Origin of the sequence: Calothrix sp. UHCC 0171 (genome assembly GCF_034931845.1) — a bacterium.
Lineage (GTDB): Bacteria > Cyanobacteriota > Cyanobacteriia > Cyanobacteriales > Nostocaceae > Brunnivagina.
Map to the genome: position 1 here is coordinate 83,308 of NZ_JAYGHN010000005.1, position 16,488 is coordinate 99,795.

Annotated in this window: 16 protein-coding genes and 1 tRNA gene; 7 read left to right on the plus strand and 10 right to left on the minus strand. The window is 40.5% G+C overall.

Going from position 1 to position 16,488, the window contains the following annotated elements; all coding sequences use genetic code 11:
• Positions 1 to 37 precede the first annotated feature (37 nt).
• Positions 38 to 343, minus strand: a complete 306-nt coding sequence (locus tag VB733_RS05955; protein WP_323339176.1) for a hypothetical protein — start codon at positions 341 to 343, stop codon at positions 38 to 40.
• A gap of 569 nt (positions 344 to 912) precedes the next feature.
• Between VB733_RS05955 and VB733_RS05960 the strand changes: the two genes are divergently transcribed.
• Both VB733_RS05960 and VB733_RS05965 read left to right on the plus strand, forming a co-directional pair.
• Positions 913 to 1,365: a ribbon-helix-helix protein, CopG family gene (locus tag VB733_RS05960; protein ID WP_323339177.1), complete on the plus strand. Its 453-nt coding sequence runs from the start codon at positions 913 to 915 to the stop codon at positions 1,363 to 1,365.
• Entirely contained in the window at positions 1,346 to 2,026 is a 681-nt protein-coding gene (locus VB733_RS05965; RefSeq protein WP_096616010.1) for a PAS domain-containing protein, read from the plus strand. The genes VB733_RS05960 and VB733_RS05965 overlap by 20 nt, the downstream gene beginning before the upstream one ends.
• A gap of 34 nt (positions 2,027 to 2,060) precedes the next feature.
• Here the strand turns inward: VB733_RS05965 and VB733_RS05970 are convergent, their stop codons facing one another.
• From VB733_RS05970 to moaC, 4 genes are all read right to left on the minus strand, one after another.
• Complete coding sequence (locus VB733_RS05970; protein WP_323339178.1) at positions 2,061 to 2,270, minus strand: acetyltransferase; 210 nt, start codon at positions 2,268 to 2,270, stop codon at positions 2,061 to 2,063.
• Positions 2,271 to 2,497: 227 nt separating this feature from the next.
• Positions 2,498 to 2,806 carry a DUF3181 family protein gene (locus tag VB733_RS05975; RefSeq protein WP_323339179.1) on the minus strand — a complete coding sequence of 103 codons (309 nt, stop codon included), beginning with the start codon at positions 2,804 to 2,806 and terminating at the stop codon, positions 2,498 to 2,500.
• Between the two features lie 228 nt (positions 2,807 to 3,034).
• Positions 3,035 to 3,292 (minus strand): hypothetical protein, encoded by a 258-nt coding sequence (locus VB733_RS05980; RefSeq protein ID WP_323339180.1) that lies wholly within the window; start codon positions 3,290 to 3,292, stop codon positions 3,035 to 3,037.
• 113 nt (positions 3,293 to 3,405) lie between these two features.
• Positions 3,406 to 3,930: a cyclic pyranopterin monophosphate synthase MoaC gene (moaC, locus tag VB733_RS05985; RefSeq protein WP_323339181.1), complete on the minus strand. Its 525-nt coding sequence runs from the start codon at positions 3,928 to 3,930 to the stop codon at positions 3,406 to 3,408.
• Between the two features lie 54 nt (positions 3,931 to 3,984).
• Here moaC and VB733_RS05990 point away from each other — a divergent pair.
• Positions 3,985 to 4,058 (plus strand) — tRNA-Arg (locus VB733_RS05990).
• Between the two features lie 109 nt (positions 4,059 to 4,167).
• Here VB733_RS05990 and VB733_RS05995 read toward each other — a convergent pair.
• The 3 genes from VB733_RS05995 to VB733_RS06005 form a co-directional block, all read right to left on the minus strand.
• Positions 4,168 to 5,394, minus strand: coding sequence for an MFS transporter (locus VB733_RS05995; protein ID WP_323339182.1), 1,227 nt, complete (start codon positions 5,392 to 5,394; stop codon positions 4,168 to 4,170).
• Positions 5,395 to 5,528: 134 nt separating this feature from the next.
• The gene (locus VB733_RS06000) at positions 5,529 to 6,545 is read right to left on the minus strand and encodes a glycosyltransferase family 2 protein (protein ID WP_323339183.1); all 1,017 of its coding nucleotides are present in this window, start codon (positions 6,543 to 6,545) and stop codon (positions 5,529 to 5,531) included.
• A 73-nt stretch (positions 6,546 to 6,618) separates the two neighbouring features.
• Entirely contained in the window at positions 6,619 to 7,320 is a 702-nt protein-coding gene (locus tag VB733_RS06005) for an NlpC/P60 family protein (RefSeq protein WP_323339286.1), read from the minus strand.
• Positions 7,321 to 7,340: 20 nt separating this feature from the next.
• Here VB733_RS06005 and VB733_RS06010 point away from each other — a divergent pair, with 20 nt between their 5' ends.
• Complete coding sequence (locus VB733_RS06010; protein ID WP_323339184.1) at positions 7,341 to 8,282, plus strand: serine hydrolase; 942 nt, start codon at positions 7,341 to 7,343, stop codon at positions 8,280 to 8,282.
• Between the two features lie 237 nt (positions 8,283 to 8,519).
• Here VB733_RS06010 and VB733_RS06015 read toward each other — a convergent pair whose 3' ends face one another.
• Both VB733_RS06015 and VB733_RS06020 read right to left on the minus strand, forming a co-directional pair.
• Positions 8,520 to 9,782 carry a lipopolysaccharide biosynthesis protein gene (locus VB733_RS06015; protein ID WP_323339185.1) on the minus strand — a complete coding sequence of 421 codons (1,263 nt, stop codon included), beginning with the start codon at positions 9,780 to 9,782 and terminating at the stop codon, positions 8,520 to 8,522.
• 116 nt (positions 9,783 to 9,898) lie between these two features.
• On the minus strand, positions 9,899 to 12,217 hold the full coding sequence (locus VB733_RS06020; RefSeq protein WP_323339186.1) for a GumC family protein: 2,319 nt from the start codon (positions 12,215 to 12,217) through the stop codon (positions 9,899 to 9,901).
• 742 nt (positions 12,218 to 12,959) lie between these two features.
• On the opposite strand from VB733_RS06020, the gene VB733_RS06025 reads away from it, so the two are divergent.
• Genes VB733_RS06025 through VB733_RS06035 form a run of 3 tightly spaced genes read left to right on the plus strand, consistent with a single transcriptional unit; the run spans position 12,960 to position 16,479 of the window.
• Entirely contained in the window at positions 12,960 to 14,297 is a 1,338-nt protein-coding gene (locus tag VB733_RS06025) for an O-antigen ligase (RefSeq protein ID WP_323339187.1), read from the plus strand.
• A 53-nt stretch (positions 14,298 to 14,350) separates the two neighbouring features.
• Positions 14,351 to 15,277 carry a glycosyltransferase family 2 protein gene (locus VB733_RS06030; protein ID WP_323339188.1) on the plus strand — a complete coding sequence of 309 codons (927 nt, stop codon included), beginning with the start codon at positions 14,351 to 14,353 and terminating at the stop codon, positions 15,275 to 15,277.
• A 20-nt stretch (positions 15,278 to 15,297) separates the two neighbouring features.
• Entirely contained in the window at positions 15,298 to 16,479 is a 1,182-nt protein-coding gene (locus VB733_RS06035; RefSeq protein WP_323339189.1) for a glycosyltransferase family 4 protein, read from the plus strand.
• Positions 16,480 to 16,488: the final 9 nt, after the last annotated feature.

Sequence of the window (16,488 nt, forward strand, 5' to 3'; positions counted from 1 at the left end):
CTCTTTGTTTTCCTAAAATCCTGCTTTTCAAACAGGTTTAAGCTTCTACTCTCGTTTGCAATCCGGGAACCATCAATGTGATCATTTCTAAAATTGCGGCTCTATCTCCCGTTTTGCAACGCTCGAATAATTTTTTGACATCTATCTGATGATTTCTGGCACTGGCTCTCGATACTTCCAGCGCATTCTCTCTGGCATTTTGATTGTTATTTGCACAGGCAGTATAAAGTATCAATCCTGCCATTGTGTACAAATCCAACATCGGTTCATCACCGTTAACATTCGCTACGTAGGGAAACTGCGAGCGTGGGTGGATAAATTGGCTGAAATTTAGTTGAGTCATGCCTTTTGTTGCTTGAGATGGATGTGGAATCTGAAGAATTAGAAGTGACGGGATACTTTTATAACAAATAACATCTCGAAAAGTCACGGGAGTTATCTGCAACTTCCGCCGGGAAACTTAGTCATAATAAAGACAAGGTCATTTGTTTTACTAGTATGTTTACCAATCAGTCGAAACACTGGAAAATGACTTTAAAAGCTCTTTATATACATGAAGTTACGATAATGGAAATTACGATTATTCCTTTTTCGTCAAAAAAAATGGGTACTTAAGTTGACAGCTATTGCGTAAGTAAGTGACAGCATATATACTGGTACATATCAGGGACAAAACCTCGGATTCCTTGCTTAATCAATTGCTAGCCAAAGGTAAGGTGCTAGCTGTTAGGGTCTCTACCATTCTTTATTCTTCGGTGGCTTATTACTCCACACCTTTATACTAGCGCTTGTCATTTTTTAATGTCAATATGTCATTTAAAAATGGTGGTACAAAATGCCTTGCTTTTTAAATGTCATGAGAGAAAATAGAAACTAGCGTTAGATTCTACATCAGGTGAAAAAGTCGAAATTATGACTGACAGAAGGCGTTCAGACGATTACAAGCAGGTGAGTGGCTACGTTCCGAATTCCCTGGTACGGGAATTTAAAGTCATCTGCGCTCGTGAAGGGATGTCCCAAAGTGACGCAATAGAAGAGATGTTGTACGAGTGGGTTGCCAAACGAGGGGGTGCAGGTTGCTTAGAAGAAGAGGAATCTCCCAAGACAGTAGCCGACTTAGTGCGGGTGAATATGGCGAAATTGAAGCGCTGTGGGGTCAAAAACTTGCAGGCGATCGCCAAGGGTGAAGTTTTACCAACACCTGGGGACTTTGCGATCATTACATCGTATTTAGCCATCCCAGAGGAAGAACGAAAAACAATTTGGCAAGAAACTTTTAAAATTTCCGTGGAAAGGGGTTCTACTGGTGTAAAAGTATATAAATACTCTGGAGGTATCAAAAAAGGTGAGTGCGAGTATTCTTAGTATCCTGAACTTACCAGGCTGGAACTATAAAATCTCCTACGAAGGAGTTTCTATCTTTGCTCCGACAAAGCGTGATGCGACTCATCTGGCACAAAGCTACGGAGATGCACTGAGCGAAACTGCGGCAAAATTTAATGGTAAGGTGCGAATTGGATGGAGACGATGCAAACAGCCGATTGAGTTTTACGCCTGGATGTCATCAGGTGAAGCTCCCGCGCCATCAGAAACAGCCGAACGCATCATGCGTAATGGTAGTTCTGTTTTTTGTAGTCAAGCAGAACTCCCAGTGGAATTATTGCGGCGAATGATAGTTGCTGCGGAGAGCGATCGCCCCGTGAGTATTGTTCGCCAAGACAACCGTAAGCAAATCATCGTCAATCAAGCAATGGCTGATATGTTGGAAACACCCCCTGAGGTTGCGACTCAGAGGGTGATGACAAGATTTTGGCTACCGGAGGACTTAGCAGAACTGGAAAGCAGACTGCATCAAGACAGACAGTTTACTTGGACTTATTCTGCTGGACTCAATGAACAAGCTTGGGCGATTTTGACAACTAAGTTTGAAGCTTTTGAAGCCGATGGAATTTGGTATAGACAGGGGACTTGTATCTCGACTCCTCAATTAGTCGCAACTCCCCCAGGTGCATTTGCTGCCTCTTAAGCTAAAGTGAACTATTTACCTTTTAGTGATTACTTTAGTTATTTCTATAATCGGCATCTACCCAACAACGAGGCAAATTTTCACCAGAAGGAAATACGAGGTTTTGTTTCTGATAATTGGTGGGGTCTTGTTCTTCTTCCCCAAATTGATTTTGTCCTTGAACTGTGTTGCTAACAGGATTGATTAATTCTTGGATATCAAGAATTTTAATGATGCTACCATTGTCTTTTGCTTGTAATAACATTAATTTTTCTCCGTTAATTTTGGGATTGGGTTAATTGTTATCAATTAAAAATTATTCGTCATTATCACAATTTGAACAATAATTTAACGCCATGATGGAGGCGCGGCATTGCCGTGCCTCTACTGTATTGAACAGGGATACAAAAGTTTTTCCTGTAGATGCTGTTGATTACCAGTAAATAATCTCAGAAAAACTAATTATCAATTAACAGCTTTAAATTCAGATAATTACACTTCGTCCTGATATTTTTCGAGGATATCTACTAGATTTACTTGGCATTGCAGAGGTAATAAGTCAATCAAAGTAAGTTCGTGTCTACCGCCACCAATTTTGACTTTGATGGATTCGAGAACTTGAACCACCTGCTCTTCCCTAACAGATTTTGATGTTAACAAAGGATACATTTTTTCAGCGACGACCTTGTGCAATTTGGCATCTGCCAGGTATAGATGCCATTTTGCAATGTCAATGTATACGTTTTCGCCAATTTCAGCAGCCAGGGATTCGAGGATTTCTGTGGTGCTTATCTTTGCCATAAAAATAACCTCATTAAATTACGCGATCGCATCAATTCTATATAAAAATAATATATGTAAATTTTATAGAAAACAAATTAGATATAAAATTTAAATATAAATTGAGTGCAAATTTTTAGATAGTTTGATCTAGATAATTGCATCTAGATTACTCAATATTATGGCGCAACTAATCAGATTGACTCTACCACCGGAAGTTACAATTGCTTAAGCTTTATCATTACATCTTCAGGTAGATTTAGGTGGAGTATCTGAATAATCAGCAATGACTCCGATGTAGAGAAGGTGCGCCAGCAACACCACCAGCCAAGCCAAAGTGACTGGAGGCAACCATTCCCAATCGGTCTTCAGAAAATTATGAAAAAACCACATTCCAGAATTAGTGGCACCAAAAACTGCCACATGCACAGCAAAATTCATGCGATCGTCTAATTTACGGAAATCAGCATCCTGGCGGGTGGGAATACGAGACCAACGGGGAGGCATAAGCGATAGTTACAGAAGTTTACAGTTAATTTATTCTACGATTGTTCTAGCTGTTGGCGCAGCTAAAATTCAGGTAGTTTTTGATTTAATTGCCGGAATCTCCATCAACAAATTCAGTCCTCTAAATTCAGACTATAGTCTCCTGATTTGCCACCCGTTTTCCTGATGAGATGAATCGATTCAATTTTAATTGACTTTTCTAAGGCTTTTGCCATGTCGTATAAAGTCAAAGCGGCGATGGAAACCGCAGTTAAGGCTTCCATTTCCACGCCAGTTTCCGCCTTAGTTTTAACTGTGGCTTGAATTTCGTAGCCTGGTAAATCTGGTTGGGGTATTACCAGGACTTCTACTTTTTGAATTGGTAGGGGATGACATAGAGGAATTAAATTTGCGGTTTGCTTGGCTGCCATAATTCCAGCGATTCTTGCAATTCCCAACACATCACCTTTAGGGGTGTTTCCAGTTTCTATCGCCGCAAAGGTTTCTGGCAACATACGTACTGTTGCAGATGCCACAGCTTGACGCAGGGTGGCAGTTTTCGCCGAAACATCTACCATTTGGGCTTGTCCCTCACCATCAAGATGGGAAAGATTCGCTAAATGTGAGTGGGGAAAATTTGCTGGAGAATTTTCTTGCATTATCTGGTGGAAGTCTGCTAATATAATTTTCTTGTGGGGGTTAATTACCCGCGAGGGCGTGTAGCTCAGTGGACTAGAGCACGTGGCTACGGACCACGGTGTCAGGGGTTCGAATCCCTTCCCGCCCGTTTTGGATTAGTAATGTTTTTAAACTTTGCAAGTTAGGAAATATCTTTCTTAACTTGTATTTGTTTATCCATTGATTGATTGATTGGGTAAGCATGATTCATCCCAAGATTAATCCAAAGCATAACTATCTTTACTTTTACCCAAGGCAAAACGCACTGAACTAGATAAATCTTGACTTGATTGGGTGACAAAAACAATTATTGCAATGAGAGTTAATATTCCTGCAAAAGCAAACATATTCCGATAGCCAACGCTTTCTGCTGCTGCACCAAAAACTGGTCCAGCGATCGCTATTCCCACATCAAACCCGGCAACGCAGAGGGCAAATATTTTACCCCGTTCTTGCGGGTACGAGCGGTCTGCCATCATCGCCACAATCATGGGAATCATTGTCCCACCACCAATACCTTCGATCGCACCTGCAACTAAAAATGCTGTGGCAGTATTGGCTTGCCATAGTAAAAACATCGACCAACTATAACAAGCAATACCAATGGTAATAAATAATCCTCGCCCAATGCGATCGCTAATTTTTCCAGTGATGAAGCGTGTACTAAAGCTCGTCAGCGCTGCTGCTGTATAAAACAATCCAGGGTTCAAATTAACTCTGGTAGATTTAATAAATAACGGTACAAAGGTACTCAAAGTCCCAAATGCTAATCCCACCAGCAGCATGACGATTGCTGGGACTCTGACACGGGGACTGAATAAAATCTGCCAAGAACCCTCGCTATTTTTTTGGTGAGGGAAAGCCTCTATTAAAGCTGGATTTGATATCTGTAGAGTACACAAAAACCCTAATGTGGCGATCGCTGTAGAGGTGAAAAACAATGGAACATAGCCAAATTTCGCCTGTAAATACCCACCTAAGGCTGGTCCAATTGCCATGCCCACAGGGTTAACTAGGCTCATGTAACCAAGAACTTCACCCCGCTTTTCTCGTGGTGCCATATCAGCGACTAATGCACTATACGCAGTTGTAAAAGCTGCAATACTAATACCGTGAAAAGCACGTAATGCCATTAACATCGGCACTGATTTGACTACTGCATAACCCAAAGGTGCAAGGGCAGCAACTGACAACCCAATCATCAACACCAGCTTGCGACTTCTTTCATCTGCCATTTTCCCCAAATAAGGACGGAAAATCAACAAACCAATCGCAAAGCTACCCATGACAATCCCGATTTGTTGCTTATTTGCCCCGATATACTCAGCGTACAAAGGCAGGGTTGGCAACAAGGAAGCCATGCTTGACCAAAATAATAAACCTGTTGCAAATAACACAACTAAGTTGCGTCGCAACTGCGAATCAATTGTCTGAAAAGCGTTCACGGTAGATGCAAGGAAGGGATAATTGAGTCATAGGTAAATGGGCAATGGGCAAATGGGTGAATAAATAATCAATGACTAATTTACAATTCCCAATCGCTTACACCCCATATCCTATTCCTTATTGTATTGTTACATTACTTTACATTTTTGGTGATCACTTCGCGAATTCTGTATATTGGTCTTCCTTGTGATTCATGGTAGGTACGCATAAGTAATTCAGCGAGTAAACCGAAGCAAAATAGTTGTACGCCCGTGACTACAAGTAATACCGCAAGAATTAATAAAGGACGGTTGCCAATATCCTCATTCAGAGCTAGTTTGACAATCGTTAAGTAAACACCAATGGCACCTCCAGATGTCATCGAAACCAAACCCAATAATCCAAACACATGCATCGGGCGGGTGAGAAATTTTTTCATAAAGGCGATGGTTAATAAATCCATCATGACGCGGAAGGTACGCGATAAGCCATATTTACTGCTACCAAAGCGACGGGCATGATGTCGCACAGGCATTTCGGTAATTCGTGCCCCTTCAATATATGCAAGTGCGGGTAAAAACCGATGTAATTCCCCATATAAATTCATATCCGCCACAAGTTCAGCACGGTATGCCTTTAGCGAACAACCGTAATCGTGGATACGTACATCAGTAATATGGCGAATTATCCAGTTAGCGATTTTAGAAGGTAGCAAACGTGTCAATGCCTTATCTTGGCGTTTTTGTCGCCAACCGCTTACCATGTCGAAACCTTCATCCAACTTTGCGAGCAACATCAGTATATCTGCGGGGTCATTTTGCAAGTCTGCATCTAAAGTAACAATTTTTTTTCCGCGTGAATGATTAAATCCGGCTGACATTGCTGCCGTTTGTCCATAGTTGCGACGTAAAATAATGACCTTGAGATCGTGACGAATTTGCGCCTGTTGTTGGAGTAACTGCGCCGAACCATCGGTAGAACCATCATCAACTAAAATGATTTCGTAACTTAATGGGCTATCTGCAAAAACCGATGCGATCGCTTCTAGCAAATGTGGAATACTTTCCACTTCGTTATATACTGGCGCAACAACTGACACATCGAGAACAAGCGGGGAAGCAGCCCCATTTTGTTCATTTTTCATATTATCGGAAACTAACCCACTCCTCATAAGCCAAGCCACAACTATAGAAACACAACATTTTGACACTCCTCGACAATCATAGGTACGAGGATTCTTTACCCTAATAACTCTTCACAACCCTACCAGCGCCGCGCAGTTGTTTAAAATATGACTGACTAACTGCATCACCTTGTTCCGAGAGAATATCAATACCGATACCATTACGTCCTTGTTCTTTTCCCGAACTGTGAATGTAGCGATCGCTTCCTAAATAGAGTCCCACATGGGTTGCCTTTTGGGGAGTTCCAAAAAAGATTAAATCACCTGGTTCTAATTCTCCAATAGAAATGGACAACAGAAAAGCTTCCTGTTGGTAGGCATCACGAGGTAGACGAATCCCCACCGATGCAAATGCTGCTTGCATCAATCCGGAACAATCATAATTTGGGGCAACTGTACCTCCCCAGAGGTAATAATTGGGTTGTTGCATAGCTTTTTGGGTAAAGTTAATTATTTCCGGCAACAGTTTTTTGATTTGTTCTGGCGAAAATGATTTAGCCTGATAAGGTAAGGTAGCTGGTCGTAGCGAACTTAAATCTGATTTTGCTAACCAACCGGGGTAATTATCTTCGCAGAGACATATTTCTACGGCTGTATTTTGCGAATTAGATGTCGAATTAGATGTTAGTCTTAGATGTCGTCCGATGGCTGCTTGAGTAGCAAGACGGTTACATTCGGGAGAATCGTATATATTTAGGTTCGTTAAGCATTCGTACTCTTGAAATTGAGGATGAGTGATTTTTGGTTTTGCATTTGAGGACATCATTCGGATTATTTTTCTGTATGGATTTTTTTAGTAAAGACGAACAATTAGAGAAACTCGGTAATGGAATTTTAGAGACTACGTGGGCTAAATTTCCCACGTTAGCACGTAACCAAATTTCCATGACTTGGATTGTCTACGACCCTCCAGTGCTTGTAAATACTGGTGGGGCACTAACTCCTGATGCTTTTTGGACTCATCCGGTGCGTGGGTTTGCATATCGGGGTGTAGAACGAATTTATCCTGCTAGTATTGTCAAATTATTTTATTTGGTTGCTGCCCACGAATGGCTAGAAAAGGGCATGACACAGCCCTCGCAGGAGTTAGAGCGGGCAATGCGTGATGCAATTGTTGAGTCTAGTAATGATGCAATTAGTTTAATTGTCGATGTATTAAGTGGTACAACATCGGGACCAGAACTACCAGCAGGACCTTTTGATACATGGAAGTATCAACGTCAGATTGTCAATCGCTACTATAAATCTTTAGGTTGGACTGAGTTAGAAACTATTAATATTTGTCAAAAAACTTGGTGTGATGGTCCCTACGGACGGGAAAGGGCTTTTTACGGACAAATGTTAGAAAATCGGAATATGCTGACTACGAATGCAACCGCTCGGCTATTACATAGTATTGTTGGTGGGGTAGCAGTTTCCAGTGTGCGATCGCAGTCTATGATGGGACTACTCAAGCGCGATATTGACCCGAAGTTGTTACCTCAAGAAGTTGAAGAAGACCAAGTTACAGGGTTTTTGGGTGCTGGCTTGCCAGAAAATGCTCAACTTTGGTCAAAAGCTGGTTGGACAAGTCAAGTCCGTCATGATGCAGCTTATATTGAAGTTCCCGATTTACGTCCTTATTCGTTGGTTGTATTCACAGAAGGGAAAGCCCAAGCAAAAAGCCGCGAGATATTACCGTTTGTTTCGCAGCAAGTGGTTGAGGCTATTCGTAGTATTGAGTGAGAATTTTAGTTTCGCCGAAATATCAAGTTCAAAGCGATGGGGAGATGACGCGGAAAAAAGGAATGATAACTGATTAGCCAATTAGCCAAGTTTGATATGATTTGGAATAATGGCTCCGCGTCAAAGCATATCTCTCCAAAATATTTTTAATCCTGATGAATCTATAGTCATTATGCTGAGAACAAAAAGCAGACAACGATATTAACTGTTCACTCAGCACTCCTACATCAACACCTTCTATCGCTTCTTCCCAAATACATATCGAGTTGTCCAAAGTGAGAATAGTGGTAAACAAACTAAATGTGCAATGAAAACTGCTGCCGCAACTCCTAATATATTCCACTTAACTCCTATGACTAAAGCAATTCCGAATACTGTGGTAAATATTGCATTCCAAATTAAATCTAACTGGGGTTTACCAACTGCCACAAGTAATTGTGAAGCCGCATCTGCAAAGGGTCTAGGAATTGCGGAAAGACAAATTAATACAACTATGGGAATTGCAGGTATCCACTTTTGATCTATGATTGGGATATAAAACTGTGCCACACTCGATTGAAAAATCACAAAAGGAATAATAATTAAAGAAATTATTTTCAGGCTCTTGAAGTAGGTATTTTCAAATTCTTTTTCATCAGTGCGTACTGAACATAAGTGCGGTAAAATAGCAGAATTTATCGCATTAATAATACTTAAGCTAATGCCTAATCCAGCATTAAACCCAAAAAAGTAAGTTCCTAATTCTTTGACTCCCAACAGGCTGAAAATAACAATATAATCAAGATTATTTCTAAAGGTTTTCAGTAACCCAATCCCTAAAATATTCTTGCCAAAATCCCATATTTCCCGCCAATTTTTTGTGGTAAATTTATTGCTAGGTCGCCAACGATGGTATTTATGGTAAACAAAAATTTCTAGTGGAGCAACGATAACTGCGGGCAGGGCAAATGACCATACTCCCATACCATTAACAGCAAAAGCCGCAGACAAAATGCTAGCTAGTGAAAATTGCAAGCTATCTGTGAGTGCAATAACTTTGAAGTTATTTTCTTTTTGAATTAGGGTTTTTTGAATGCTCGCAAGAGGCCAAACTAAATAAGGAATAGCTGATACGCAGATTGGCAGAATAATTTCCGGTGTATTTTTAATTAAAGCAACTGGATATGCGATCGAGCATTGAATCAGAAACAAACTGATAAATATTACCCAGTTTAAACAATAGGCTGAATGACATAAGTCTTTGAGTTCTTTTTCTTCAGCCTGAATTATTTTTGCACCAATGCCGAAGTTACTAAAAGTAATGGCAAATTCGCGCACCGTCATCAAAATGGCACCTAAACCGTAATCATATTCGGTTAAATATTTCGCCATAATAATGACGATCGCAAACCGCATTGCCCGGTAAATAATCTCGGCGACTCCCAGCCAACTAAGGTTGCGAATAAACTGATTTGACAGTTTTTTTCTAATTTCTACTGTTATTTGTTGAATGACACTCACTATAGTTTATTTTTGTGAAGAACAAAGCTCAGTTGATTCGCTCAATAGCAAAATTACATCTTCCATCTGCCAGAATAACCTTTTTTATTTCTTGCTCATACCTAAATTGCCGAAAATTAGCTTTCTAAATTATTTGTCACCATGCCTAAAATTCCGACCTTTCTGCCTTTCAATTCTTCTATTGCTTGTTTGAAGTTAGGACGGGCTGTTTTACCCAGTCCGACTACTAGCAATATCCCATCAGTGTGATTTGCCAAAGCATTAGTATCCAAACGACCAAGCAAATTTGGTGTGTCGTAAATAATTAAGTCAAACTTGGTTTGTGACTTTTCGACAAAATTCTCCATGTTGCTGGAGGTAAATAGTTTATTCGGATTTGCCTTAGCTTTTCCGGCAGTCAAGACAAAGAGATTTTCATCGTTGGGAGAACTTTGAATCGCTTGATTAATATCTAAGTCTTGAGACAATACTTCGCTCAAACCTTCGTTATTTGTCATCCCAAAATGGGAATGTAATTGTGGGTGTCGCAAATTCGCATCAACGAGTAGAACTTTTTGTCCGGCTTCAGCAGCTATCTGCGCTAAATTAGCCGCAACAGTTGTTCTTCCTTCACCAACTGTCGCCGATGTGACGGCTATAGAACGAATCGATGCTTCCCGACTGAGGGATTGGAAACGGTTGTAAAGAGAGCAAAAAGCCTGTGCAAACACCACATTTTTATCATTTCGTTGCTTCAATGCCACATTGGATTCGATCTCGCGGTTATCTCTGCTTTCCAGCATGACAACATTGTTAACCACAGGAATGTGAATATTTCGACAAAAAGGAATCGAACCTAAAACGGGTAATTTGGCTGTACGTTGAACTTCATCGGGTTCGTAGAAAACATTTTTCTTGTTTTCCAAGAGGAAAGCCGCAGCAGTTCCCAGAAGTAGTCCAGCAATCCCGCCCAGCATAATATTTCGTGAAGGCTGGGGTGATACAGGAATAAGATTACCCTTGGCATTCCGGGGTATAGTGGGAGGCATAATAATCTCCCAAGGCACTTCCTGCTGTGCGGCATCCACTCTTAGAGCTTCCTGCTTCGATTTCAACTGGGTGAGGGTATCACTGGCAACTTGTAAATCACGCTGTAAGTTGGCATATTGGCGCGAAACTACAGGATATTGCTTAATTTGCTCATTGATCTGAAACTCAGTTTGGACTAATGCTTGCAAACTTGTTTCCAATGACTGCACTTGGTTGTTAGCATCAGCAAGTTGCTTGGTTAAATCACGTCTGACTGAGTTTTGATAGGTGACGACTTCGGGTGAAATGTTTTCCTGAACCGCACGATTACCTAGGGCGAGACGCGCTTCTTGGTTTAACAGGGGTTGGAGTTGGCGACGTTCTTCACGTAACGACTGAATCACCGGGCTAGCTTCATTGAAACGTACTGATTCTTGGGCGATTTTGGCATCGATTTCGCCGATACGAGTGCGTATTTGTTGATATTGGGGTGATTCACTTAATGCTGATGCTGCGATCGCAGCATTCTGTTGCATTCCCAATTGGTTTTGTAGGGAGGCATAGAGCGATCGAGATTCTAAATATTTGCGCTCAGTATCTAGTCGCTGTACTTTTGTATCATCAAGGCGTTTTAATAACTGCTCGCCTTGTAGTTGGGGATTGTAGAAATTGTAACGCTGCTGAAATGCCTGTAGTTGTCCTTGCAGGGTGTTAACACGCATTTCGAGTTTGGGTATTTGTTGCTCAACAAATTTGATACCCTGACGCACACTACTCTGTTGCTGTTCGCTACTATACTTGCGATAAGCTTGGGATACTTTATCTAAAATAAATTCAATTTTTTGGGGATTAGTATCACGGTAACGCACTTCAATGACTCGCGACTCGTCTTTACCTTTGGCAATACGGGTCATGATTAATGTTTTCTCGCGTCCACTAGCAACTTTACCGCCAGCATCATTACCAACTAGTTGATCGTAATTGATGTCGGGATATTTGACCTTTAACTCATCAACTACTGGGTTAATGATTTTCGGGCTTTTGAGTATCTCCATTAAGGCGTTATAGTCCAGAGTTGTGTTATTTTGCCTCGTAATTTCGTTGATATTTTGTTGAAGCGTAGCAGATAGCAATTTCAATAATTCGCTATCGGTTGTCTTCAGGGGTTCTACCATGATTTGGACGCGACCTTCATACCTTTCGTCTTGATTGGCAGTCAATACGGCTGCTGTTGTGGTTATTGCCACAGTGACACCTGCAATCAAAGCTACTTGTCGTCGCAAAACTCCCAAGGCTGGACTAAATGATTTGGGACTTTCTTCTTCAGGTTCTGGTTTTTTCCAGACCCAAAAGGCTTCTCGCGTTGAGGGATGGGGATTTTTGAGGTGTTGTATGCTTGTTTCTTTTACTGGTATGTGTGTTCCCATGAAAACCCGTTTAGTTTAATTTTTGGTTGCTCAAATTTTCAGTCACTTAAAGTTAATCGCTAAATAGATTTTTACAAATCAAGGAAGTTTGCCACAGGGGCGAGATCAAATGATAAGACTATTTAAAACTGTTCACAATGGTTGATGCGGTACTATGAAAATATATTACAGGCAAGAAGACAACTTCAATCAATCCTTCTGATGACAACTTCACTAACAAAATTAACCTATATTATCCAGCTATCTGCCTGATTACAGTGTTTGACTCTTTATCTTAGATACTCTACAAAGTCAAACTTGTCTAGGCGATCGCATTCAAGATTTTCCATTGCGACTTCACATATTTTGACGAGGATACAGCGAGAACGATACTAAAGATAAAATCCCACTGCCTACCTGTTTTTAACATATCTTGCTAATCCCAACTATTTAAGAGGCTTTACGGAAATTTTGTCAGATAGACATACAAATGAAGATTGAGTAAAGCTTTCTCAATTGACTTAAATCAACAGTTATTCTTTTAAAAATAATATTTCTCAGGATATAAACCCACAGTTCCAGTCCAGCTATCCCAACATCCTCAGCTTGTTGGAACAACTCAACTCTTAACAATATAAAACATGAAGTTGTAGTTGTCTGAATCCGATTACCTTTATGATACTCAATGAAATGGAAAAATGATTGTTTTTATATCAGTATTTTTATCTATACAGGAATAATAAAATATGCAACATAAACTACCATGTCAAAATATCCAACCTTAGCCGAAAAGTGTTTTGTAGTTGTTTCGCTATTCTTTTCCACCAGTGCATTAATACCAGTTCTGTTAGATAGTCAAGAATCCAGCACTACGGCATCAGACCCCTATAGTCCAATATTATTTTTGGGGATTTACGCTATCACTGGTCTATTAATTGCACAGCAATGGCAGAGTTTTGTGCAGGTGGCGAGGAAAAATATTTGGATTTGGTTGATTGTAGCAATTGCGATCGCATCTGTCTATTGGACGGTGGCATCAGATATTACCTCGCGTCGGAGTATTTTGCTACTGGGGACAAGTCTATTTGGCACATACATGGCAATGCGGTTTACCCTACGAGAGCAATTACATTTACTGGCGATCGCTTTAGGATTAGTCGCAGTCCTTTCTCTGATATTTGCGATCGCATTACCATTTTACGGTGTCATGAGTATCCAGGAAGGAGGTGTTCATGAAGGTGCTTGGCGGGGTGTCATGACCCATAAAAACGTCTTCGGTAGAGTGATGGTTCTGAGTAATTTAGTATTTCTCTTCGTTGCCCTGGGTAAACCCATATCACCGACATCGAAGCAGTCTTGGCAGTGGTTAGCTTGGCTATGTTACGGTTTGTCGATCGCATTAATCATTCTTTCGACATCGAAAACGGCACTGATTTCCACTATTGTGTTGACGGTTGTACTCTTACTATATAGAACTTGGCGGTTGAGTTATTCTCAATTAATACCCTTGACTATTGTGATTGTCTTGGTTTTGGGAAATGCCGCCATCCTCGTCTTTGATAATATCAATGCCATTTCCGGAGCCATTGGACGGGATTTAACCCTGACTGGACGTACCGATATTTGGGCAGTAATGCTGGATAAACTTGCCGAGCGTCCCCTCATTGGTTACGGATTTAACGCATTTTGGCGTGACTGGAATAGCCCTGTCACCGCAGAGGTGTGGCGAATTTTGGCATGGGAATGTCCCTACGGTCATAACGGCTTTATGGATTTGCTGGTGGAGTTGGGAATACCTGCATTAGTCATATTTATGATTAGCTACATTATCGCGATTCTGCGGGGGGTAAAGTTGTTGCAAAGTACCCGTAACATCGAGGGTATATGGCACTTGATGTTTTTGACTTTTATATTGATTTACAACATTAGCGAAAGTTCTCTACTAGCAACAAATAGTATTTTTTGGATACTTTATGTATCTACAGTGTTTTCGTTGGCTGCCAAGTCCCAACCATCGCCAGTTTATCAATTTGTAACTGCATTAAGTGAAGATGAACGCCTGGAATTAGAAGTATCAAGGGATTGGGACTTACGAAATTAAACCAGAAATGAGAGTAAGTTGCAGACAAATCTAAAGAGATAGGAGGGAAGAAAATGTTAGTTTCGGTTTGTATTGCCAGTTATCAACGCCCAGAAGGATTAAAGCGTTTGCTTTTGGGACTAAATCAATTAACTTTCAATCAGAGTGAAGTTCCAGATATCGAAGTTATTGTCATTGATAACGATTTTAAAGGCTCTGCTCGCGGAATTTGTCGCCAGATTGAAACTGATTTTCAGTGGCAACTGAAATATTATATTGAAGCCCAGCGAGGTATTTCCTTCGCACGTAATCGGGCGATCGCATCTGTGAGTCAAGATTCTCAGTTTGTTGCATTCATTGATGATGATGAAGTTCCCGAAAACAATTGGTTAGACGAGTTGCTTTCTGTGCAAAAAGCCTATAGGGCAGATGTTGTTGCTGGACCAGTGATACCAAACTTCATCAAAGATGTTCCCCAATGGGTTGCCAAAGGTAAATTTTTTGAGCCACGTCGTTATCCCACTGGGCATCCAATTGAGATTGCATTTGCGGGTAATGTCTTGATTCGTACTGAGATATTGCAAAAAATTGATCCAGTTTTTGACGAACGCTTTGCCATCACTGGTGGAGAAGATACAAACCTATTTATGAGGTTGCGTCGTGCTGGTTACAAGTTTGTTTGGGCAAATGAGGCGATCGTTCACGAATGGATACCTCAAAGCCGTACCAATATCAAATGGGTACTACAACGTGGTTACTTTGGTTGGAGTGTTCATAGCTGGTGTGAATCAGAACTCTACCCATCAATTCCCGTAATTGCAATTCGTATTCTCAAAGGTTTGACACTAATTATTAAAGGTTTATTTTTGATACTGCCTTCTCTATTTTTGGGACAACATGCCTTGATTAAGGCATTACTGAATATTTATCGGGGTGCAGGGACTTTAGCAGGTCTGATTGGCATTCGTTATCAAGCCTACAAAGTTACCCACGGAGTATGAATACTGACTGAAAAAAACTTATGAAAATTCTCTATTTAACTACTGTAATTCCGACTTCTCGAAAAACCGGAGGTGAAATAGCTTCGCAAAACTTTATTGATGCACTTAAACGAAATGGACATGATGTTGTAGTAATTGCCTATCAACGGCTTGGCGACATTCAACAGGAAAGTAAAAATGAAATTATTGTTGGTAAACGCCATATAGAAAGTAATAAATCGCGCTTGTATCCACTTTTGTGGATGGGAGATAGTCTGCTGAGAAAATATCCCTATTCTGCTGCTAAATATTATTCACTTAATTATGTAAAATCTGTCAAAAATATCCTGAGCAATGATACTTACGATGCTGTAATTGTTGACCACGCTCAAATTTGCTGGATAGCTGATTTATTGAGCAAAAAAATCAAAAAAATTATCTTTATTGCCCATAATATCGAGCATGAAGTTTATCTAACACAGTGTCAGAATACACATAATCCTCTAACTAAATATATATATCAACGCGAAGCAACTCTGATTCAAACTTGTGAAGATTATTTAGCTAGTCTGGCAATACAAGTCTGGACTTTGACTCCCCACGATTCCAAGTATTTTTGGAAACTTAATCCAAATACACAAGCATTTGATTTACCTTCTAGTTTGAACATTAGATTTAATTCATGGCAACATCCAGTCTCCAGCAAAAAGTTTGATATTGGGATAATCGGTAGCTGGACTTGGAATGCGAATATGTTGGGCTTGAAGTGGTTTTTTCAGCAGGTTTATCCCCACTTGCCTAAAAATTTATCGATACATGTAGCAGGTAAAGGTGCTGAATGGCTGTCTGGGGAGTATGACAATGTTCATTACTGCGGCTTTGTACCCGATGTCCAAGAATTTATGTCACAGGCAAAAGCGATCGCCATTCCGTCGGTTGCTGGTGGAGGTATCCAAATCAAAACTTTAGATGCGATCGCATCTGGTTTACCCATTGTGGCAACTCCCACCGCATTACGGGGAATTTTTGAATACCCTGCTGGCATTGAAGTTGCAGAACAAGCAGATAAATTTGCCGATATTCTGACTGATTTGGTGACAAAGACTGATTTTACCGAAAATTCTCGGATTAGCCTTTTAGAGGAACGAAAGCAATGGTTGCAATTAAGACAACAGCAGTTTACAACAAAGGTTAATAATGCCATCAATTCTTTGGGGTATTAGTTAAATTTA

Excerpts from the sequence above, each read along its gene's own strand:
- VB733_RS05955 (WP_323339176.1), bottom strand. The coding sequence starts at position 343 with ATGACTCAACTAAATTTCAGCCAATTTATCCACCCACGCTCGCAGTTT.
- VB733_RS05960 (WP_323339177.1), top strand. The coding sequence starts at position 913 with ATGACTGACAGAAGGCGTTCAGACGATTACAAGCAGGTGAGTGGCTAC.
- VB733_RS05970 (WP_323339178.1), bottom strand. The coding sequence starts at position 2,270 with ATGTTATTACAAGCAAAAGACAATGGTAGCATCATTAAAATTCTTGAT.
- VB733_RS05975 (WP_323339179.1), bottom strand. The coding sequence starts at position 2,806 with ATGGCAAAGATAAGCACCACAGAAATCCTCGAATCCCTGGCTGCTGAA.
- VB733_RS05980 (WP_323339180.1), bottom strand. The coding sequence starts at position 3,292 with ATGCCTCCCCGTTGGTCTCGTATTCCCACCCGCCAGGATGCTGATTTC.
- moaC (WP_323339181.1), bottom strand. The coding sequence starts at position 3,930 with ATGCAAGAAAATTCTCCAGCAAATTTTCCCCACTCACATTTAGCGAAT.
- VB733_RS06000 (WP_323339183.1), bottom strand. The coding sequence starts at position 6,545 with ATGAGGAGTGGGTTAGTTTCCGATAATATGAAAAATGAACAAAATGGG.
- VB733_RS06005 (WP_323339286.1), bottom strand. The coding sequence starts at position 7,320 with ATGTCCTCAAATGCAAAACCAAAAATCACTCATCCTCAATTTCAAGAG.
- VB733_RS06010 (WP_323339184.1), top strand. The coding sequence starts at position 7,341 with ATGGATTTTTTTAGTAAAGACGAACAATTAGAGAAACTCGGTAATGGA.
- VB733_RS06020 (WP_323339186.1), bottom strand. The coding sequence starts at position 12,217 with ATGGGAACACACATACCAGTAAAAGAAACAAGCATACAACACCTCAAA.
- VB733_RS06025 (WP_323339187.1), top strand. The coding sequence starts at position 12,960 with ATGTCAAAATATCCAACCTTAGCCGAAAAGTGTTTTGTAGTTGTTTCG.
- VB733_RS06030 (WP_323339188.1), top strand. The coding sequence starts at position 14,351 with ATGTTAGTTTCGGTTTGTATTGCCAGTTATCAACGCCCAGAAGGATTA.
- VB733_RS06035 (WP_323339189.1), top strand. The coding sequence starts at position 15,298 with ATGAAAATTCTCTATTTAACTACTGTAATTCCGACTTCTCGAAAAACC.